This window comes from Streptomyces sp. NPDC038707 (assembly GCF_040636485.1).
Lineage (GTDB): Bacteria > Actinomycetota > Actinomycetes > Streptomycetales > Streptomycetaceae > Streptomyces.
The window spans coordinates 328,101-347,886 of the sequence record NZ_JBEZUP010000004.1 but is presented as its reverse complement, the minus strand read 5'-3'; the positions used below and the strand labels follow the sequence as shown (position 1 = coordinate 347,886).

Annotated in this window: 15 protein-coding genes and 1 riboswitch; all 15 genes read right to left on the bottom strand. The window is 73.1% G+C overall.

The annotated features are described in order from the left end of the window. Entirely contained in the window at positions 1–1,293 is a 1,293-nt protein-coding gene (locus AB0E62_RS08495; RefSeq protein ID WP_362189986.1) for a cyclopropane-fatty-acyl-phospholipid synthase family protein, read from the bottom strand. 209 nt (positions 1,294–1,502) lie between these two features. Continuing rightward, a complete protein-coding gene (locus AB0E62_RS08490) occupies positions 1,503–2,882 on the bottom strand; it encodes an NAD(P)/FAD-dependent oxidoreductase (protein WP_362189983.1) in 1,380 nt (459 codons plus the stop codon). A gap of 488 nt (positions 2,883–3,370) precedes the next feature. After that, the gene (locus AB0E62_RS08485) at positions 3,371–4,324 is read right to left on the bottom strand and encodes a Ppx/GppA phosphatase family protein (protein ID WP_362189981.1); all 954 of its coding nucleotides are present in this window, start codon (positions 4,322–4,324) and stop codon (positions 3,371–3,373) included. Continuing rightward, entirely contained in the window at positions 4,321–4,857 is a 537-nt protein-coding gene (locus AB0E62_RS08480) for a DUF501 domain-containing protein (protein ID WP_362189978.1), read from the bottom strand. Before AB0E62_RS08480 ends, AB0E62_RS08485 begins: the two co-directional genes overlap by 4 nt. A gap of 28 nt (positions 4,858–4,885) precedes the next feature. Next, positions 4,886–5,362, bottom strand: coding sequence for a septum formation initiator family protein (locus AB0E62_RS08475; protein WP_362189975.1), 477 nt, complete (start codon positions 5,360–5,362; stop codon positions 4,886–4,888). Between the two features lie 121 nt (positions 5,363–5,483). After that, complete coding sequence (gene eno, locus AB0E62_RS08470; protein WP_362189972.1) at positions 5,484–6,773, bottom strand: phosphopyruvate hydratase; 1,290 nt, start codon at positions 6,771–6,773, stop codon at positions 5,484–5,486. A 1,001-nt stretch (positions 6,774–7,774) separates the two neighbouring features. Then, positions 7,775–8,536: a transglycosylase family protein gene (locus AB0E62_RS08465; RefSeq protein ID WP_362189969.1), complete on the bottom strand. Its 762-nt coding sequence runs from the start codon at positions 8,534–8,536 to the stop codon at positions 7,775–7,777. A gap of 5 nt (positions 8,537–8,541) precedes the next feature. Then, a riboswitch (cyclic di-AMP (ydaO/yuaA leader) is annotated at positions 8,542–8,762 on the bottom strand. Between the two features lie 138 nt (positions 8,763–8,900). Further along, positions 8,901–10,061: a transglycosylase family protein gene (locus tag AB0E62_RS08460; RefSeq protein ID WP_362189967.1), complete on the bottom strand. Its 1,161-nt coding sequence runs from the start codon at positions 10,059–10,061 to the stop codon at positions 8,901–8,903. A gap of 168 nt (positions 10,062–10,229) precedes the next feature. After that, positions 10,230–11,519 (bottom strand): cytochrome P450, encoded by a 1,290-nt coding sequence (locus tag AB0E62_RS08455; protein ID WP_362189964.1) that lies wholly within the window; start codon positions 11,517–11,519, stop codon positions 10,230–10,232. 356 nt (positions 11,520–11,875) lie between these two features. After that, on the bottom strand, positions 11,876–12,916 hold the full coding sequence (locus AB0E62_RS08450; protein ID WP_362189961.1) for a nucleoside triphosphate pyrophosphohydrolase: 1,041 nt from the start codon (positions 12,914–12,916) through the stop codon (positions 11,876–11,878). Between the two features lie 221 nt (positions 12,917–13,137). After that, the gene (locus tag AB0E62_RS08445; protein WP_362189959.1) at positions 13,138–13,788 is read right to left on the bottom strand and encodes a SurA N-terminal domain-containing protein; all 651 of its coding nucleotides are present in this window, start codon (positions 13,786–13,788) and stop codon (positions 13,138–13,140) included. Between the two features lie 151 nt (positions 13,789–13,939). Further along, a complete protein-coding gene (locus AB0E62_RS08440; protein ID WP_362189956.1) occupies positions 13,940–14,767 on the bottom strand; it encodes a glycoside hydrolase domain-containing protein in 828 nt (275 codons plus the stop codon). A gap of 71 nt (positions 14,768–14,838) precedes the next feature. Continuing rightward, a complete protein-coding gene (locus AB0E62_RS08435; protein ID WP_362190144.1) occupies positions 14,839–16,332 on the bottom strand; it encodes a protein kinase in 1,494 nt (497 codons plus the stop codon). A gap of 38 nt (positions 16,333–16,370) precedes the next feature. Then, positions 16,371–17,027: a hypothetical protein gene (locus tag AB0E62_RS08430; RefSeq protein ID WP_362189953.1), complete on the bottom strand. Its 657-nt coding sequence runs from the start codon at positions 17,025–17,027 to the stop codon at positions 16,371–16,373. Between the two features lie 159 nt (positions 17,028–17,186). Continuing rightward, positions 17,187–19,694, bottom strand: coding sequence for an N-6 DNA methylase (locus AB0E62_RS08425; RefSeq protein WP_362189950.1), 2,508 nt, complete (start codon positions 19,692–19,694; stop codon positions 17,187–17,189). Between the last annotated feature and the right edge of the window lie 92 nt (positions 19,695–19,786).

Sequence of the window (19,786 nt, the reverse complement as noted above, 5' to 3'; positions counted from 1 at the left end):
TCAGCCGTGCCAGGTGCGGGGCCGCAGCGTCAGACCGGAGGCGCCGGAGACGGGGGTGCGGATCGCGAGGACCTGGTTGACGCCGATCCGGTTGCGTTCGAAGGCGAGGGCGGAGGCGGCCATGTACAGCCGCCACACCCGGGCCCGGCCGGGGCTGGTGAGCCTTACCGCCCGGTCCCAGTCGTCCTCCAGGTTGCCCACCCAGCGGCGCAGGGTGCGGGCGTAGTGCTCGCGGATGGCCTCCACGTCCCGCACCTCGAACCCGGCCCGCTCCAGCTGGGTGACGGTGGTGCCGATGGGGGCGAGTTCGCCGTCGGGGAAGACGTAGGCGTCGATGAAGTCGTCCACCTGGTACGCCGACTCGTCCCGCTGCGGGCGGCGGGCGATCTGGTGGTTCAGCAGCCGGCCGCCGGGCACCAGCAGGGCGTACAGCTGGCGGGCGTACTCCAGGTAGCGTTCGGCGCCGACGTGTTCCGCCATGCCGATGGAGGAGATCGCGTCGTAGGGGCCGTCCACCACGTCCCGGTAGTCCTGGACCCTGATCTCCACCCGGTCGGTCAGCCCCGCGTCGGCGACGCGCTTGCGGGCGTACGCGGCCTGCTCCTGCGAGAGGGTGATGCCGACGACGCTCACCCCGTGCTCACGGGCCGCGTGGATGGCCATGGAGCCCCAGCCGCAGCCGACGTCCAGCAGCCGCTGACCCTCCTTCAGGCCCAGCTTGGCGCAGACCAGTTCGAGCTTGTCGCGCTGGGCGGTCTCCAGGGTGCCGTCCTCCTCCCAGTAGGCGCAGGAGTACACCATGGAGGGGCCGAGGACGATCTCGTAGAAGTCGTTGCCGACGTCGTAGTGGTGGCTGATGGCCCGCTTGTCGGTGCGGCGGGTGTGCAGGTGCCGGCGGGGTCTGCGCATCTCCTCGCGCGGCGGGGTGGGCGGGATCGGGGGTCCGGCCAGTTTCAGCAGGTCGCGGGCGGCGGCCCGGACGGCGGGGTCGCGTACGGCCTGGCGCAGGGTGCGGGCGTCCTCGCCGCGCTCCCAGATCAGGCCCGCCATCGCGTCCAGCACGGTGTACAGGTCGCCCTCGACGTCCAGGTCACCGGAGACCCAGGCGCGGGCGAGGCCCAGTTCGCCGGGTTTGAAGAGCATGCGGCGCAGGGCGCGGCGGTTGCGCACCACGAGCGCCGGCGCGTCCGGCGGACCGGCCTGCGAGCCGTCCCAGGCCTTCAGCCGCACCGGGAGCGGGGCCCCCAGCACCTGCTCGGCAAGACTCCTCAGCCGCTGCGCGGCGTCGGCCATGACGCACACCTCCGTGACGGACGATCCCGGAATGCCAACACCACGTAAACACATGCGGGGCCGGGCGGTAGTCCCCACGCCGTGTTGCGGCTGGGTAAAAAGCGGGCGCGCGCCGCGCGCGGGGGCGGCCGGGTGCCGGACAGGCCGAAGGGGCCGCCCGCACCACGGATGGCAGGCGGCCCCTTCGGGACAGGACAGGTGACGGGAGGTCAGGAGGCCTTGGCCTTCTCCTCCGGCTTGGCGGCGGCGACCGGCGCCGGCTTGGCGGCCTCGTAGAACTCCTCGCGCGGGTTCTCCATGGCGCCGAGGGAGACGACCTCGCGCTTGAGGAACATGCCGAGGGTCCAGTCGGCGAAGATGCGGATCTTGCGGTTCCAGGTCGGCATCGCCAGACCGTGGTAGCCACGGTGCATGTACCAGGCGAGGCGGCCCTTGAGCTTGATCTTCATCTTGCCCATGACGATCATCGCCACGCCCTTGTGCAGGCCGAGGCCGGCGACGGCGCCCTTGTTGGCGTGCTCGTACTCCTTCTGCGGGAAGCCCCGCATGCCGGAGATCACGTTGTCGCCGAGGACCTTGGCCTGGCGCAGCGCGTGCTGGGCGTTCGGCGGGCACCAGGCGTTCTCGTTGCCCGCCTTGCGGCCGACGAGGTCCGGGACCTGTGCGTTGTCACCGGCGGCCCAGATGTAGTCCGTGCCCTTGACCTGGAGCGTGGGCTCGCAGTCGACGTGGCCGCGCGGGCCGAGCGGCAGACCGAAGCGGGCGAGGGCCGGGTTCGGCTTGACGCCGGCCGTCCACACGATGGTGTTGGCGTCGACCTCGAGGCCGTTCTTCAGCACCACGTGACCGTCGACGCAGGAGTCCATCGAGGTGGAGAGGTAGATCTCCACGCCCCGGCTCTCCAGGTGCTCCTTGCCGTACTGGCCGAGCTTGGGGCCGACCTCGGGCAGGATCTTGTCGGCGGCGTCGACGAGGATGAAACGCATGTCCTCGCGGGACACGTTCTTGTAGTACTTGGCCGCGTCCCGGGCCATGTCCTCGACCTCGCCGATGGTCTCCGCGCCCGCGAAGCCGCCGCCGATGAAGACGAAGGTGAGCGCCCTGCGGCGGATCTCCTCGTCGGTCGTGGAGTCGGCCTTGTCCAGCTGCTCCAGGACGTGGTTGCGCAGGCCGATGGACTCCTCGATGCCCTTCATGCCGATGCCCTGTTCGGCGAGGCCGGGGATCGGGAAGGTGCGGGAGACCGCGCCCATGGCGATGACCAGGTAGTCGAAGGGCAGCTCGTACGCCTCGCCCACCAGCGGGGCGATCGTGGCGACCTTGCGGTCCTGGTCGATGGTGGTGACCCGACCGGTGAGGACCTCCGCCTTCGGCAGCACGCGTCGCAGCGGGACGACGACGTGCCGAGGGGAGATGCTGCCGGCGGCGGCTTCGGGGAGGAAGGGCTGGTAGGTCATGTACGACCGGGGGTCGACGACCGTGACGGTCGCCTCGCCGTAGCGCATCTTCTTGAGGATGCGCCGAGCTGCGTACAGGCCTACGTACCCACCGCCTACTACGAGGATCCTGGGACGCTCCGTGGTGCTCATGCCATCGAGTATCCACCCGCCCCAGGGGGGGTGCTCGTGCGCCCCTTCACAAGAACCGACAGGGCCTGTGTTAAACTCCGCGCCCCGCATAGCCCGGACCGTGCGGACCGGCGCGAACCGCGCGGCGGTTCGCCCCGTTGTCAAGGCCGCGTGAGCAGCCTCTCCGGAGTCGCGGGGTGGCCGTGAGAGTGTCGTGACGCCTCCGGAACAACCTCCTCCAGGGCCCGCTCACGCCCTTCATCTGAACATGTTCAAACGGTCTTTGATGCCCCGGAAGGGCCAACCGGCCCTGTTCGGCGACCCCTCGGGACCCAATTCCTTGTGAAGAACTTCACGAACTTTTCCGCCCGCATGCGACGGAGGGCCCCCGAGGGGGCCCTCCGGACCGCTCAAACGTTATCCAACCTGCTCAGCGGTCGGCTACCCCCGAGTAACAAAAGGGTGCCACGCCACCGCCCACGCGATGCCGCCGGGCAGGGCGCGGACTGCTACTCCAGGTCCTCTGCCGCTTTCCAGGCGATGCCGTCCAGGATGTCGTGCTCGCTCACCACGACCTCCTCGGCGCCGGTGCGCTCCATGATCGCGAGCAGGACCAGGGCGCCCGCGCCGATGACGTCGACCCGGCCGGGGTGCATCGACGGGACGGCGGCGCGCTCGGCGTGCGTGGAGCGCAGCAGCCACTCGGTGATCTCCCGCACCCGGTCCCGGGAGATCCGGGAGTGGTGGATGCGCGCGGAGTCGTACGCGGGCAGCTCCTGGGCGATCGCGGACACCGTGGTCACGGATCCGGCCAGACCCACCAGGGTGCGCGCCTCGCGCAGCGGGACCGTCCGCTCGGCCAGGTCCAGGGCGGCCTCCACGTCGGCCCTTATGGCGGCGATCTGCTCCCCGGTGGGCGGGTCCGAGACCTCGCCCCCGTGCACCAGGTGCCGCTCGGTCATCCGCACACAGCCGATGTCCACCGACCGCGCGGCGCGCACCCGGTCGTCGCCGACGACGAACTCGGTGGAGCCGCCGCCGATGTCCACCACCAGGTAGGGGCGGGCGAGGTCGGTGCGGCCGGTGAGCTCCTTCGTGGCGCCGGTGAAGGAGAACTCGGCCTCCTGGTCGCCGGTGACGACCTCCGGCTCCACCCCGAGGATGTCCAGCACCCCGCGCACGAAGTCCTCGCGGTTCTCGGCGTCCCGGGAGGCGGAGGTGGCGACGAAGCGGACCCGCTCGGCGCCGTGCTCCTTGATGACCCCGGCGTACTCGCGGCAGGCGGCGAAGGTGCGCTCCAGCGCCTCGGGGGCGAGCCGGCCGGTGCGGTCGACGCCCTGGCCGAGCCGTACGATCGTCATCCGGCGGTCCAGCTCGGTCAGTTGCCCGGTCGCCGGGTCGGCGTCGGCGACCAGCAGCCGGATGGAGTTGGTGCCGCAGTCGACGGCGGCCACACGGGTCACTTCTCGTCCCCCTCGGTCTCGTCCAGGGTCACGCAGGCGCCCTTGCGCCACCACTCGGGCAGCATCGCCAGGGCCTCGTCGCCGAGCGGGTTCACGCCCGGTCCGGCGGCCAGCGAGTGGGCGACGAGGACGTGCAGGCACTTCACCCGGTCGGGCATGCCGCCCGCGCTCGGGAAGCCCTGGAGCACCTCGATCTCGTCCCGGCGCCGGATGTAGTCCTCGTGCGCGGCCCGGTAGGCGGCGGCCAGCTCCGGGTCGCTCTGGAGCCGCTCGGTCATCTCCTTCATCACGCCGTTCGCCTCCAGTGTGCCGATGGCGGAGGACGCCTTCGGGCACGTCAGGTAGTACAGCGTCGGGAAGGGCGTGCCGTCGGGCAGGCGCGGCGCCGTCTCCACGACGTCCGGCTGACCGCACGGGCAGCGGTGCGCGATGGCCCGCAGGCCCCGCGGGGGGCGGCCCAGCTGCTGCTTGAAGGCCTCTACGTCCGCGTCGGTGGGCTCGGTGCGCGGAGTGGGCGGCGGAGGGGTTTCCATGACTGGCTGTCGGAGACTTTCTGTCGGTTCACTGGTCGGAGGCGTCGGACTTGTCGACGCCCTCCCAGACGTTCGCGTACCAGGGCCGGCGGGCGGCCCCGAGGTCGGCGCGGGACTGCTTGGCCGCGCCGGGGTCGACGACCACGTACCCGGTCTCGCCGGGCCGTACGTAGTGCAGCCGGCGACGGATCTGCTGCTCGGCGTAGGCGTCGTCCTGCCAGCGCGCCTTGAGGTCCCGCAGTTGCTCGACCCGCTCGCGGGCCTGCCGCTGCCGGTGCTGGAGGTCGGCGATCTCCGCGCGCTGGGAGACGTACTGCCGCATCGGGTAGGCGAGGGCGACGACCATCGTGCACAGCACCAGCGCGAGCAGCGCCGCGCGGCCGGTGAGCCGGGAGCGGCGGGCCTGCCGTTTGCTCTGCGAGCGGTAGACGCGGGCCGCGGTCTGCTCGCCGAGCAGCCTGATCCTGGTCGCGGTGGAGAACCGGTCACGGTCCTTCACGCCCATCTTCCCCGCCTCCCGTCACACGCGCGTACGTCCCCGGACACGGTACGGGACCGGGTCCGGGGACGTACGTACGACTGGCTAGGACTTGCCCCAGGTGGGGTCGGCTCAGCCCTTGCTGTGCCTACTGGTTCGCGGAGCGAAACCGCGGGAAGGCGCTGCGGCCGGCGTACACCGCGGCGTCGTCGAGGATCTCCTCGATGCGCAGCAGCTGGTTGTACTTGGCGACGCGCTCGGAGCGGGCCGGGGCGCCGGTCTTGATCTGACCGCAGTTGGTGGCGACGGCCAGGTCGGCGATGGTGACGTCCTCGGTCTCGCCCGAGCGGTGGGACATCATGCACTTGAAGCCGTTGCGCTGGGCCAGCTCGACGGCGTCCAGGGTCTCGGTCAGCGAGCCGATCTGGTTGACCTTGACCAGCAGGGCGTTGGCGGCGCCCTCCTCGATGCCCCGGGCCAGGCGCTCCGGGTTGGTGACGAACAGGTCGTCGCCGACGAGCTGGACCTTGTCACCGAGCTTGTCGGTGATGGTCTTCCAGCCCTCCCAGTCGTCCTCGAACAGCGGGTCCTCGATGGAGACCAGCGGGTACGCCTCGACCAGCTCGGCGTAGTACTCGGTCATCTCGGCGGCGGTGCGGTTCTTGCCCTCGAAGACGTACGAGCCGTCCTTGTAGAACTCGGACGCGGCGACGTCGAGCGCCAGGGCGATCTGCTCGCCGGGGGTGTAGCCGGCCTCCTTGATCGCCTCGAGGATGAGGTCCAGGGCCTCGCGGTTGGAGCCGAGGTTCGGGGCGAAGCCGCCCTCGTCGCCGAGGCCGGTGGACAGGCCCTTGTTCTTCAGGACCTTCTTCAGGGTGTGGTAGACCTCGGTGCCCCAGCGCAGGGCCTCGGAGAAGGACTCCGCGCCGATCGGGGCGATCATGAACTCCTGGATGTCCACGTTGGAGTCGGCGTGCGAGCCGCCGTTCAGGATGTTCATCATCGGCACCGGCAGCAGGTGCGCGTTCGGGCCGCCCAGGTAACGGAAGAGCGGCAGGTCGCTGGCCTCGGAGGCGGCGTGGGCGACGGCGAGCGAGACGCCGAGGATGGCGTTGGCGCCGAGGGAGCCCTTGTTGTCGGTGGCGTCCAGGTCGAACATGGCCTGGTCGATCAGGCGCTGCTCGGTGGCGTCGTAGCCGACCAGCTCGGGGCCGATCTGCTCGATGACGGCGAGAACAGCCTTCTCGACGCCCTTGCCCTGGTAGCGGTTCGGGTCACCGTCGCGCAGCTCGATGGCCTCGAAGGCGCCGGTCGAGGCGCCGGACGGCACGGCGGCACGACCCGTGCTGCCGTCGTCGAGGCCGACCTCGACCTCGACCGTGGGGTTGCCTCGGGAGTCCAGGATTTCCCGGGCTACGACGACGTCGATGGACGGCACGAGCATCTCCTTCTTGGATGTGACGCTGGAAGTGCGGGGCTGGTGTGCCTTGCGACTAGAGCCTAACCGTCCCGGGCCGCTCGGCCCGCGACCGACCGCCCCGTGGACAGGGCGACCGTACCTTTTGTTTCAGCTCAAAACAAAGGTCCGGATCGCTCCGGGGCCAGGACGCCTCTCCGGGGGCGTTGAGCGGGCGCGCCGGGGCGGGGGCGGGGCGTTGAGCGGGCGCGCCGGGGCGGGGGCGCCGGGCGGGCACCTCGGGACGGGGGCGCCGGGGGCAGGCACCTCGAGGCGGGGCGCCGGGGCGGGGCCGCTGGGCAGACACGCCGGGGCGGGGGCGCCGGGCGGGCACCCCGGGACGGGGCCACCGGGCGGGCACCCCGGGACGGGGGCGCCAGGGCAGGCACCCCGGAACGGGGCCGCCGGGCAGACACACCGGGGCGGTGGCGCCGGGCGGGCACGCCGGAACGGGGCCACCGGGGCACGCACCCCGGAACAGGGCCACCCGGGCAGGCACCCCGGAACGGGGCCGCCGGGGCAGGCACCCCCGGGACGGGGCCGCCGGGGCAGGCACCTCGGGGCGGGGGCGCCGGGGCGGGGGCGCCGGGCGGGCACCCCGGGACGGGGCCGCCGGGCAGACACGCCGGGGCGGGGGCGCCGGGCGGGCACGCCGGGACGGGGCCACCGGGGCACGCACCCCGGGACGGGGCCACCGGGCAGACACACCGGAACGGGGCCGCCGGGGCAGACACCCCGGAACGGGGCCGCCGGACAGACGCGCCGGGACGGGGGCGCCGGGGCAGGCACCCCGGGACGGGGGCGCCGGGGCAGGCACCCCGGGACGGGGGCGCCGGGCGGGGGCTCTGGGGCGTGTGCGGAAAAACCCCGCCCCGGCGCGTACGGGGGAAGACGCGCCGGGGCGGGGGCCCATGGGGACGGGGGTGGCCCGCACGGGGCCTCGGAGGGGCCGCCGGGATGCGCGGACCCTGGGGGCCCGGGGGCTACTTCAGGTGGAGCTGCTGGCCCGGGTAGATGAGGTCGGCGTCCTGGACGATGTCCTTGTTCAGCTCGAACAGCTTCTGCCAGCCGCCCGCGACCTTGTGCCGGGCGGCGATGGTGCTGAGCGTGTCACCCTGGGCGACCTTGTACTCGCCGTCGCCCTTCTTGACCTTCTTGCCGGTCGGGGTGGTGACGGTCTTGCCCGCGCTGCCACCGGTGCTGCCGGTGCTCGTGCTGTTGCCGGTGCCCGTGCTCTTGTTCGTCGAGGCGGCCGGGCGTTCGGCGGAGCGGGAGGCGGCCTGCTGGTCGGCGGAGCGGGTGGAGGTGCCCGAGCCCTGGGTGGACGACGGGGTGGACGGCGCCGGGGCGCTCGGGGCGGAGCCGTTGTAGGCGGCGCCCGACAGGCCCGTGCCGCAGACCGGCCAGGCACCCTTGCCCTGGGCGGCGAGGACCTTCTCGGCGACGGCTATCTGCTGCGACTTGCTCGCCTTGTCGGCGGTGGAGGCGTACTGCGTGCCGCCGTACGCGGCCCAGGTGGAGGCGGAGAACTGCAGACCGCCGTAGTAGCCGTTGCCGGTGTTGATGGACCAGTTGCCACCGGACTCGCACTGGGCGACCGCGTCCCACTGGGAGGCGGTGGCGGCGGAGGCGTTGCCGGCCGCCATCAGCGGAGCGGCGACGGCGGCACCGGTGACACCGGCGAGCGTGATGGCGCGGACGGCCTTGGACGGACGACGGTGCTTGCCCTTGCCGGTAAACAGCATGGATCGATTCCCCTCACCGACGCCTACGAGGTGAGCTGTCGGGTTCGGGCCGGTTGAGTTGCCCGGCCGCGTCATCCGCTTGCGCGTGACGCGGCTTCACCCCCAGCCGGTCCCAGCTCAACTGCTGGGCCCGGCGCCTACCTTGGGTCCCCCGCTCCTGCCTACGGCGCTTGTTCGCGACGACTGTTCCCGGGCAACCACTGGCAGGATTCGGCGTGGTGGATGCCGGGGCTCGCGGTGAACGAGCGGCCTCGACCGTAGACAGGTGATCGCCGGAATTTCAAAGACGATCAGGGCTTCTGAGACTCATCCCACACTTTCGCCAAACCGGACATTAGGGCGTTAAACAGGACGTCAAGTCCCGCTACTTTGCGCCCGTTTCGCCCTGGACATCCAGGGTCTGACCGGCGGTGATGTGATTCGGGTCGGCGCCGATGGCCTTCTTGTTGCCGGTGTACAACGCGTGCCATCCGCCGTCGACGTCAAGGGAGTCGGCGATGGAGGACAGGGAGTCGCCCTGGCGGACGGTGTAGGTGTCCGGTCCGCGGGAGGCGTGCCGGCCGGACGGGGCCCCGTTCTGACCCTTTGTCACCTTTTCGTCCGCGCTGGGTCCCCGGTGCCGGCCGCCGGTGCCGACGGCGCCGGTGTCGACCAGGCTCCAAGAACCGGCCGCCTGCTGCGGGTTGCGCACGGTCCCGGCGTCCGGGGTGGCCGTCGGGGCCCCTCCGGGAGTCTGGGAGCCGCCGGTGTCGGGCGTGGAGGTCCCGGCGGCCTCGGGGGTGCCGGTCCCGGCGGGACCGGGGGTCGCGTCCGCGCCCTCGCCCGCCGCCTCGCCGGCGTCGTCGGCGGCCTGACCCGCTTCCTTGCCGCCCTTGTCGCCCTTGCCTTCCTTGCCGCTCTTGTTGTTCTTGTCGCCCTTGTCGCCCTTGTCGCCCTTGTCATCCTCGGAGGTGGGCGCCTCGGTCGGCTCCGCGGAGGAACCCGGGCCGGTGCCGGAGCCGGTGGAGGGCGTCGCGTCCGGCCGGCCGGACGGGTCGGAGGTCCCCGGAGTCTTGTCCGTGCCGGAGGTGCCGGCCGGTCCGGACGGGTCCTTCGGGGCACCGGTGTCATGGGAGCCGCCGACGCCCGTGTCGACGTCCACGGACCCCGAGTTCTGCGTCAGACCGGACAGCAGGGCGCAGGTGGCCCAGGGGGCGGTGCCCCGGTCGGCGAGGATCTTCTCGGCGACGGCGATCTGCTGCTGACGGCTGGCCTGGTCGGCGCTGGCCGCGTACTGGCCACCGCCGTACGCGTCCCAGTCGTCCTGCGAGATCTGCAGGCCGCCGTAGTACCCGTTTCCGTTGTCCGCGCTCCAGGAGCCGCCGCTCTCGCACTCGGCCACCTTGTCCCACGTGGTGCCGTCGGCCGCGTTGGCACTCGCGGCGCCGAGGAGCGGGATGGCGATGGCGGAGCCGGTCACTCCGGCCGCGACGAGGAGGGCCGGAGCCTGGCGGGGGCGACGGTGTCGACCGTTCCCGGAGAGCATGCAGAAGCCTTTCGAGCGACAGCAGGACCGGCGCGGCGGTCGAAGCCGCTCGCCGCGCTGATGGGTGAACGTATCGGCAGACGATCACTTGTCACAAGTTCATGCCGCACAGATCACGTGAAGATCACAGAGTTGAGAAAGTGTCACCTTCTCCTGGAGGACCTGTGTTCAGGCGGTCGGCGTGAACTCCACCGGCAGGGTGCGCAGGCCGCGCATGATGAGCCCGCCGCGCCAGCGCAGGTCGGCCGGATCGGCGGCCAGCCGCAGGTCGGGCAGGCGGGTGAACAGGGTGGCCAGCGCGGTCTGCCCCTCCAGCCGGGCGAGCGGCGCGCCCAGGCAGTAGTGGATGCCGTGGCCGTAGCCGAGGTGCTGGTTGTCGCGGCGGCCGAGGTCGAGCACGTCCGGGTCGGCGAACCGCTCCGGGTCCCGGTCGGCGGCGGCGAGGACGACGAGCACCGGGTCGCCCGGCGCTATGCGCTGCCCGCCGAGGGCCAGCGGCTCGGTGGCGAACCGCCACGTGGCCAGTTCCACCGGGCCGTCGTAGCGCAGCAGTTCCTCGACGCCCGTCTCCAGCAGGTCCCGTTCGCCGCGGGCCAGGGAGTCCTGGAGGCGGGCGCGCTGGCCGGGGTGGGTGAGCAGCGCGTAGGTGCCGTTGCCGATGAGGTTGACGGTCGTCTCGAAGCCGGCGAACAGCAGGATGAACGCCATGGCGGCGGCCTCGTTCTCGGTGAGGTGCTCGCCGTGGTCCGAGGCCCGGATCAGGCCGGAGATCAGGTCCTCGCCGGGCGCGGGCGTGGCGGACAGCGCCGCGCGCTTCCTGTGGATCAGCTCGGCGAGGTAGCCGCGCATCTTCTTGACGGACCGCGCGACCCCGCCCCTCGGTCCTCCCCCGTGCCGGATCATCATGCCCGCCCAGTCCCGGAAGTCGTCCTGGTCCTCGCGCGGGACGCCGAGCAGGTCGCAGATGGCGTAGATGGGCAGCGGGAAGGCGAACTCGTGGATCAGGTCGGCGGAGCCCGTCTTCGCGAACCGGTCGATGAGCTGGTCGGTCAGCTCCTGCACCCGTGGGGCGAACTCGGCGACCCGGCGCGGGGTGAACGCCTTGCTGACCAGCCTGCGCAGCCGGGTGTGGTCCGGCGGGTCGATGTTCAGCAGATGCGTCATCAGCTCGGCCTTGCGCTCACCGGGGATGCCGGTCTTGCCCTTGGCGTGCGCGGGCTCGTCGTGGTGCGCCGGGTTCTTGCTCAGCCGCGGGTCGGCCAGGGCCTGCCGGGCATCGGCGTACCGGGTGACCAGCCACGCCTCGACACCGCTCGGCAGCCGTGTGCGGTGCACGGGGGCGTGCTCGCGCAGCCAGGCGTAGGCGGGGTAGGGGTCGGCGGCGAACTCCCACGTGAAGAGGGCGGGGGCCGGCTGGTCGGCAGACGCCGGCTGGTCGGGGTGGTGCTGGTCGGTCACTCCTCGACGGTATCCGGAGTGCCGGGCGGCTCGCCGAGGGCCTTCCGGGCGGGGGCGGCCGAGGGACGGCGGCCTCGGTACCGGCAGCGGGCCCTCTCCGGAGGTGCCGGACGGAAACCCCCGCCCACCCCTCGTCCCCCCTCCCCACCACCGGCCGCGCACACCGCCTCACCAGGTGCCGGGCCGCCCGCCCCTCGTCCCCTCTCCACCGCCGGCTGTGTGTGCCGCCTCAAGGTGCCGGGCCGCCCGCCCCTCGCCTTCCTCCACCACCGGCCCCGCACAGCGCCCCTCCAGGTGCCGGCCGGGAACCCCGCCCACCCCTCGTCCCCCTCCGCGCCGCCGGCCGGGGACCCTGCCTACCCCTCGTCCCCCTCCGCGCCGCCGGCCGTGCGTGCCGCCTCGCTGTCCTTGATCGCGTCCCGGTACACCCGGGCCGCCGCTCGCAGGGCCGCCTCGGGGTCGACGCCGTCCGCCTCGGCGCGGACCGCCAGGGCCAGCAGTTCGTACCCGATGCCCTCACCGCGGGGCAGGGGCACCTCCAGGCCCGCCGTGCGGACGCGGGAGGCGAGCTTGGCGGCCAGGGCCAGGCCGGGCTGGCCGAGCGGGACGCCGTCGGTGACCGACGTGCGCCGCTTCTCGTCGGCCTTCACGCGCAGCCACTGCGCCCTGACGTCCTCCGGGGTTTCGGCCTGCTCGTCACCGAAGATGTGCGGGTGACGGCGGATGAGCTTGGCGACGATGCCGCCGGCCACGTCGTCGATGGAGAACGGCGCCTCCGGGTGCTCCTCGGCGATCCGGGAGTGGAAGACGACCTGGAGGAGGACGTCGCCCAGTTCCTCGCGCAGCTCCGTGCGGTCGCCGGCCTCGATCGCCTCGACCAGTTCGTAGGCCTCCTCGATGCCGTACTTGGCCAGGCCCTCGTGGGTCTGCCGGGAGGACCAGGGGCATTCGGCGCGGATGCGGTCCATGACCTGCACCAGGTCCAGCAGGCGGGCGCCGGGCAGGTCGTAGGAGGCGGGGAGCAGCTCCAGCTCCGGCATGGCGACCCGGCCGGAGCCGGCCAGCCGGGCGAGGCCGTCGGTGAGCTCCGGTTCGCCCTCACCGGTCGCCACGACCACCACCGTCCGCCCGCCGGCACAGGCGTCGACCAGTTCCCTCGCGGTGGGGGACTCCTTTGCCACCGCTATCCCGGCCTCCCGCAGATACGGCAGCTGCGGGTGTGCGCCGTCCGCGCACAGCACGGCGTCGGCGGCGCGCAGGGCCTGCCAGGCGGGCCAGGACAGCAGGCCGGGGGCGACGCGGTGGCTGGTGGTCAGCAGGACGACGCGGCCGGGGGCGGCTTCCCGGCCGGGGGCGGGGCTGGGTTCGGGGCGGGCTTCGGCGCTGGATTCGTTCACGATCCGAACGTAACCCACGGCGCGAAAGGGTGGATCGAGCTATCCACAGGACCGGGGCGCTCGTGTGATCGTACGACCGGAGACCCCGATTCCGGATTCCGGTTTCCGTTCCGCATTCCGGTTCCGGATTCCGGTTCCGCATTCCGGTTCCGGATTCCGGTTCCGCATTCCGGTTCCGGATTCCGGTTCCGGACCGGGGCGCCGCCCCGCCCGGCCCCCGCCTACGCCGTCACCGGCTCTCCGCCCGTCGCCGTGACCTCCCGGATCCACGGCGTCTTGGCGTCCACCCGGCTGCTCTTCTGCACGTCCCAGGTGCCGTAGCGCGGGTTGAGGTCGACGTGGAGGTTCGTGGACGCCTTGGACAGGGCCTGCCAGAACTCGGGCCGGCTGGTGTCCGTGCCGAGCTTGGCGGCGAGCTTCTGGGCCTCCAGTTGCAGGCGCAGATTGTCGTCGAGGCGGGCCGGCGCGATGCCGTACTTCTGCAGCCAGGCCGTCTCCAGGCCCTTGCCGCCGCCGGTCTGCTGCTCCAGGCCGGCGCGCATCCGCTGGATCTCCGCCCGGGTGACCGTGATGCCCTCGTCCCGGGCGGCGCGGTGCAGCACCCGGTCGAGCACCATGTTGTGCAGGGTGTCGCGGGTGAGGCTGCTGGTGGAGGAGACGACCTGCTGGTACTGCGTCTCGTCCGGCACCGCGGCCCGCTGGGCCCGGCGGACCTCCGCCACCCGGTTCTCCAGCTGGGCGACGGTGATCCGCTGCCCGCCGACGACGGCCGCGGCGCCCGGGTGCGCCTCGCTTCCGCAGGCGGTCAGCAGGGGGGCCGCGGCGGCGATCGCGGCGGTGAGGACGAGCGCGGTGCGACGGCGGCGGTGCAAGGTAGACCTCCTGGGGGGAGATTGTGCGACGGTGCACAAAGTCTTGCGGTGATCGATGGTAGGCAGTGGGCAGGCCGCGGCCAACCCATTCGACCAACGATTCGCGCCCGCTTCGGGCACCGCCGCGCCGCCCCGGGAGCGGACCGCCGGGTCAGCCGATGATGGCGACCGGCGCGTCCCAGGAGTCCCGGTCGACGGTCAGCGTGACGCCGCCGCGCGTCTCCTTGCTGTTGACCAGGTACTGGTGGCCGCGGCTGTGCGGGGTGAACTGGCCGGCACCCCACGGCCAGTCCGCGGTCGTCGTGTCCTTCTTGTCGTACAGCGCGTACCAGAGGTTGCCCGGCAGGTCCTTCTTGTCGGCGGCGGTGGCGACGGCCTTGGCGCTGGAGCTGGTGAAGCCGTAGTAGCCGGCGCGGTAGGTCTTGGCGCGCAGCGTCTTCGTGAAGGAGCGCACGTACGTCAGGACGGCGTCGTTGCACGCCTTGTTCTTGATGTCGTACGCCTCCATGTCGAGATAGATGGGGCTGCCGGCCTTCATGCGGAGCGCGGACGCCTTGGCCACGGCGTCGGCGGCGTCCTTCGCGCCCAGGGAGGCGGCCGTCGAGGCGGTCAGCTTCTCGGGGCTGGAGCCGGTCTGGCAGGGCGGCTGGGCGCCGACGTAGATCGGGATCAGCTTCCAGCCGAGGGAGTTCACCGACTTCACCCAGGACGCGGTGAGGTTGGGCTGGGCGCAGCCGCGGTTCTTGCCGCCCACGTAGACGGCCGCGGCGCCGTAGTAGCCGGTGTGCCAGGCCTTCATCGCGGACAGCGAGGGCGCGGTGCAGGTGTCGAACGCGCGGCCGGTGAACGTCTTCTGCGCGGGCCAGCTGGTGGCGGCCATGGAGGTCTGGGCGGCGATGCCGCCGCCCACGACCACCGCCGCGCCGGCCACTCCCCACGCGATGTATCTGCGCTTCTTGGACTGCCGGTGTCCGGCCATGAATCCCACCCCTGTTCGTGCACGGCGGCTCGCGCCCGTGCGTGCCTGACGAAGACGAAGCGACGGACAATCTATCCGCGCACCTGTCCGAGCCACTGAAGGGTCCGCCGGACCTCCACGGCCAGCGGATGACCGGGGCCGTGCAGCCGCTCGACGTCCATCACCAGCCGCACGAGCGTGTCGTGGGCGGCCTGCCGGTCGCCGAGCGCGAGCAGCAGATGGCCGACGCGCCGGCGCACCTCGTGGGCGAGCTGCGGGTCCCCGGAGACGTACTGGTTCTCGTAGTACGGCAGCAGCGCGCGGTACTCGGCGAGGGCCGCCGCCGGTTCGCCCAGCTGCTCCAGGCACTGCGCGGCTTCGTAGCGGTAGCGCAGCGACTGCGCGTCCGCCTGGCCGGCCTCGGCGGCGCGTTCGTCGGCGAGCCGGCGCAGTTCGGGCAGCGCGCGCCGGTACTGGCCGTCGTCCAGGAGTGTGGCCGCGTACTGCTTGCGCAGGGTGCGTACGACCGGGGAGCGCTCGCCGTGCTGCTCGGCGGCGGCCGGCAGGATCGCGCCCAGGATGTCCACGGCCTGGGTGATACGGCCCTCCCCCAGCAGCCGCTTGACCTCGTCCACGGCGGCGGCGACGTCGGGCTTCTCGGCCACCGGCGGCGCGGGCGCGACGGGTGCGGGCTGGTGCGCGGGGGTCCGCGCCCGGTCCGGCCAGGGGGCGTGCGGACGCAGGAAGGGGCGCGTGGGGTCAAGGGGCGCCCCGGTGGGTGTGCCGCGCGCGGGCAGCAGCGGCGCCAGGTCCTCGTAGACCTCCTGCGCGGACGCCGGCCGGTGCTGCGGGTCCTTGGCCAGCAGCCGCAGCACCAGGGTCTCCAGTGCCTCGGGCACCTCGGGGCGGATCCGGCGCACGGGCAGCGGCGGCTCGTACAGGTGCCGGTGCAGCACACCGAGCGCCGTGGACCCGGCGAACGGCACCTCGCCGCTGAGCAGTTCGTGCAGCAGCACACCGAGCGCGTACAGGTCGGTGTACGGGCCGACCGCGCCGCCCATCGCCTGCTCGGGCGCCATGTAGGCGGGCGAGCCGATCGGGGAGCCGGTGTGCGTGAGCCGGGTGGTGTCCGTGTCCATCACCGAGGCCACGCCCAGGTCGAGCACGGTGATCGTGCCGTCCTGCTTCACCATCACGTTGCGCGGCTTGAGGTCGCGGTGCACGATCGGCACGGCGTGCACCGCGCTCAGCACGGCGCACAGTTGCGCGGCCACCGCGACCGCCCACGGCCATGGGTACGGGTCGTGCTCGGCGAGGTGGTCGGACAGGTCGGCGCCGTCGACGTACTGCATGACCAGGAACAGCTCGTCGCCCTCGCTGCCCGCGTCGTGCACCGTCACCAGGCCGGGGTGGTCCACCTGCGCGGTGACCCGGCACTCGCGCAGGAAACGGCGGCGCAGCTCGTCCGCCTCCTGGCCCGCCACCTTGTCCGGGCGCAGCAGCTTCACCGCCACGCGCCGGTCCAGCCGCCGGTCGTACGCCGTCCAGACCTGGCCCATGCCGCCCTGGCCGATGAGCGTGGCCAGTTCGTAGCGGCCGGCGACGACGCGTCCGGTGCCCCCGCTCACCGGCCGCCCTCGTGGCCGTCCTGCCGGCGCAGGTAGTCGCTCAGCTCGTCCAGCTCCGCGCGCACCTGGTCGATCCGCGCGGGCGCCGGGGGCCGCTGCGGCGGGGCGGCCGGCGGGGGACCGGGCACGGGCGCGTGCGGCCCGCCGGACGCCTGGTGCGGGAGAGGGGCGGCCGGTATCGGCGGAGCGGCCGACGCGACCGGTATCGGCGGAGCGGCCGGCGCGGTCGGTACGGTCGTCGCGCCGTACGGCACCGCGGGGGCCGGGTAGCCGTACGGCGCGGGCCCGGGCGCCGCCGGGTACGCCTGCCGGCGCACCACGAAGTGGTGGATGTCCGCCGCCAGGTAGTACGCGATCGTGCCCACGAGCGTGCCGAGCACCAGCAGCAGGCCCACATAGCCGCCCACGGTGTGGATCTCGTCGCCGGGCTCGGCGCCCAGCAGCGTCAAGCCCAGGACGTCGGCGGTCAGCACCGCCACGAACAGCCCCCAGTCCAGCGACCGGCGCGTGACGATCGCCAGCCGCAGCAGCATCGCCCAGGACAGGAAGCCGAGGGAGAGGATCCCGAGCGCCACGAACAGCACACGCAGCAGAACCAGCCACCCGGTGTGCGGCGGCTGCTTCGCCGGCTGTCCGTAGCCGTGGCCTTGCATGGCTGCTCCCGATCCTGGACGTGGGCGTACCCGCCCGCCCGGCGCGGCCCGCGGACGCGCGGATCACGCCACTCGTGTGATGGTCGCTTCGAGCATATGGCCCGGCACGGACAACTGATCAGGGTTGTACCGAACCGTTGTCCGGCCGCCGGCCCGGGCTCAGTCCGGTGCCACGGTGCCGTCGGTGAGCCCGTCGTACATCCCGCGCACCAACTGCTCCCCGAGGCGGCTCGCGTGCCTGAGCACCCGCTCGAACTCGTCCAGTGCGCGGAACCGCGCGCCGTAGCGCCGCTGCTCCTCCAGCGGGAGGCGGGGCAGGTGGAGGCGGCGCACGTCCAGCCGGGTCGCCGTGGAGGCGTAGCTGCTGGCCTGCCGGTTGTTGGTGGTACCGCGCAGGAACCCGGCCAGGAACCACGGATCGAGCGCCGTGCGATCGGGGCGCAGCAGCACCAGGTTGCGCCCCAGGGCGGCGCCCCCCGTCGCCGCGTCGATCACGCGCGCCACCGCGCCCCCGCCGAGCACGGGTACGACGACGTCGCCCGGCTCGGTCAGCACGGCTTCCTCCTCGCTCTCGGGCAGCGTGCCGGAGGGTGCCGTCCCGGCGAGGACGTCGTGGTCGGTGAGCACCGGCACGCGCGCGTGGCCGCCGTTTCCGCCGCTGCGCATCACCAGCGCGCCCCCGCGCGCGAGCTCGCCGACGGTGGTCAGCGGCCAGCGCGCGGGCGCGGCCGGGCCGGCGGGCGGCGGGGTGAGGTCCGCGGTCAGCCGCAGCGTCTCCCCCAGGCGTTCACGGACCTGCGTGAGCTGCTCCGCGCCGTCGGCCACCGCGGCCGGCGGCAGATGGCGGGCGGGGGCGAGGTCCACGTCGTCGTCGAGGAGTTCGATGACCGGCACGGAACGGGCCAGTCCGGGCCGCTCGGCGAGCCGCCCCGCGCGCGCGAAGGCACGCCAGGCGTCCAGTACGGCCTCCCGCACCGCCTCCCAGTCCGGGCCGCCGCGCGCCTCCCCGGCGAACCGTCCGGTGTCCACGAGCAGCACCTCGGGCGCCGCCGGTGTCCGGTCGGGCCGGCGCAGCACCCACAGGTGCAGCGGGATGTTGTACGGCGGGGCCGCGCCGACCGGCAGCGCGACCACCGCCCGGAGCGCGCCCCGGCGCAGCAGATCGGCCCGGATCCGGCGCCCGGAACGGCGGGAGGCGGCGGCCGGCGGCATCAGCAGGACGGCGGTACCGCCATCGGTCAGCCGGGCCAGCGCGTGCTGCACCCACGCCAGCTCGGACTCCGTGCGCGCCGGGAAGCCGTACTCCCAGCGGGAGTCGTAGGCGAGTTCGTCATGGCCCCAGTTGCGCTCGTTGAACGGCGGATGGCACAGCACCGCGTCGGCGCGCAGCCCGGGGTGGGCGTCGGCGCGCAGGGTGTTACCCACGGCGGCGCGCACGGCGGCCCGGCTGTGCAGCGCCAGCCGCAGCGCGCTGAGCGCGGCGAGTTCGGGCGCGCTGTCCTGGGCGTACAGCTCCTGGCCGGGGCGCGGGTCCACGGCGCGCAGCAGGGCGCCGGTGCCGCAGGCCGGGTCCAGGACGGTGCGGGCCGGGCCGGCCAGGTCGGCCATGAGGCCCGCCAGCTCGGCCGGGGTGAGCGTGTACTGGCGGGGGTTGGCGTCCAGGTGCCGGCCCAGCAGGAACTCGAAGGTCTGCCGGGCGCCGATCTCGGCGGCGAGTTCGGCCGCGCCGCGGAGGAGGGGGGCGGAGGGGAGGAGTTGGGGGCCGGTGGGGGTGGTGAGGGCGGGGTGGGGGATGTGTACCGGGGGTGGAGTGTGAACGGGGGGTGGGGTGGGCTGCGCTGGCGGGTTGTTGGGGGCTGCTTCGGTGTGAAATGTGGGGGACGGGTTCACAATCGGTGCCGTCGGTGAGGGGTTCACAGCGGGGGTGGTGGGGGCGGAGTTCACAGCGGGCGCTGAGGGGCCTGAGTTCACACCGACCGCCGGGTGCGCCGGATTCACACCGGTCGGTGTCGGACCGGCGTTCACACCGGATGCCGCCGGGACCGAGTTCACACCGGGCGCGGCGGAACCCCTGTTCACAGCAGAACCCGTGTAACCCCGGTTCACACCCCCCGCGTTGCCCGCACCACCCACCTCAACCCGCCCGAAAGCCCCGCTCACACCACCACCGCCACGGCCACCAGCACCGCCACGGCCACCGACACCGACACCGGCACCGGCACCGGCACCAACAGCGCCCGTACCCCCGCCCGCACCCCCGCGCCCCCGCACGCCCCCCACCCGCGGCGCCAGCACCTTCTCCAGGGCGCCCGGCAGCATCGCGGCCAGCCGCGCGTCCGAGCCGGCGCTCGCGTCGAGCCAGACCGTGGGGCGTTCATGGATCAGCAGCAGCACGCAACCGGTGTGCACCAAGGCCGTCAACGGGCCTTCCGGGTGGCCGGCGAGTTGTTGCCAGACCCGTTCGCGCAGCGGTACTTCCGCGAGTTTGCCCTGCTTGCGCAGCCAGGCCTCGACCTCGGCGAGGGCGAAGGACGGGCTGGTCTCGGTGCCGCCGACCGGCTTGGGGAAATCGGCGTGCCGGCGGCGCCAGTTGCTGACGGCGGCCCGGCCCACTCCGGCGAGTCGGGCGATTCCCGCTGCGGTCACCTCTGTCGCGTTGTCCTGCACCGGCTTCGCTCCCCTCGTCCCGTGTGTGCGCCGAGCATACCGGCGTACACAAAGATCCAGGAGTTCACGTCCGTGTACTCACACCAAGGTGT

Bases quoted from the DNA above. Each gene is read 5' to 3' on its own strand.
- AB0E62_RS08495 (WP_362189986.1), bottom strand. From the start codon at position 1,293: ATGGCCGACGCCGCGCAGCGGCTGAGGAGTCTTGCCGAGCAGGTGCTG.
- AB0E62_RS08490 (WP_362189983.1), bottom strand. From the start codon at position 2,882: ATGAGCACCACGGAGCGTCCCAGGATCCTCGTAGTAGGCGGTGGGTAC.
- AB0E62_RS08480 (WP_362189978.1), bottom strand. From the start codon at position 4,857: ATGGAAACCCCTCCGCCGCCCACTCCGCGCACCGAGCCCACCGACGCG.
- AB0E62_RS08475 (WP_362189975.1), bottom strand. From the start codon at position 5,362: ATGGGCGTGAAGGACCGTGACCGGTTCTCCACCGCGACCAGGATCAGG.
- AB0E62_RS08465 (WP_362189969.1), bottom strand. From the start codon at position 8,536: ATGCTGTTTACCGGCAAGGGCAAGCACCGTCGTCCGTCCAAGGCCGTC.
- AB0E62_RS08460 (WP_362189967.1), bottom strand. From the start codon at position 10,061: ATGCTCTCCGGGAACGGTCGACACCGTCGCCCCCGCCAGGCTCCGGCC.
- AB0E62_RS08440 (WP_362189956.1), bottom strand. From the start codon at position 14,767: ATGGCCGGACACCGGCAGTCCAAGAAGCGCAGATACATCGCGTGGGGA.
- AB0E62_RS08430 (WP_362189953.1), bottom strand. From the start codon at position 17,027: ATGCAAGGCCACGGCTACGGACAGCCGGCGAAGCAGCCGCCGCACACC.